1 protein-coding gene is annotated in these 237 nt (G+C 70.5%); it reads left to right on the top strand.

Going from position 1 to position 237, the window contains the following annotated elements; genetic code table 11:
* The coding region (locus KVS69_RS20515; RefSeq protein ID WP_217540184.1) for a hypothetical protein at positions 1-180 on the top strand (180 nt) is incomplete at its 5' end.
* Positions 181-237: the final 57 nt, after the last annotated feature.

Raw genomic sequence — 237 nt, 5'->3', positions numbered from 1 at the left:
CCGCCCTCCTACCGGCTCAGTTCGGAAGTGAAACGCCGCGAATCGCAGCTGCTGTGGCGCTTGATGGTCGAACAGGGCCAGACCTGGGAAGACCTCGGCCCCGCCCTCACCGACGGCGCCCCGCGCCCGTTGCCACAGATGAAGGTGACGCCCAGCTATAGACCGCAATGCGGTCAATAGCGGTAGTCCCGGGGCGGGACGGGCGGCCCCCCTGCACCCCGCCACAGGCCGGGGCGG

It is taken from the genome of Stenotrophomonas sp. GbtcB23, from assembly GCF_019091045.1.
GTDB classification, from domain to species: Bacteria; Pseudomonadota; Gammaproteobacteria; order Xanthomonadales; family Xanthomonadaceae; genus Stenotrophomonas; species Stenotrophomonas rhizophila_A.
The sequence above is the reverse complement of the archived record's forward strand: the minus strand, read 5'-3'. Positions and strand labels throughout refer to the sequence as shown.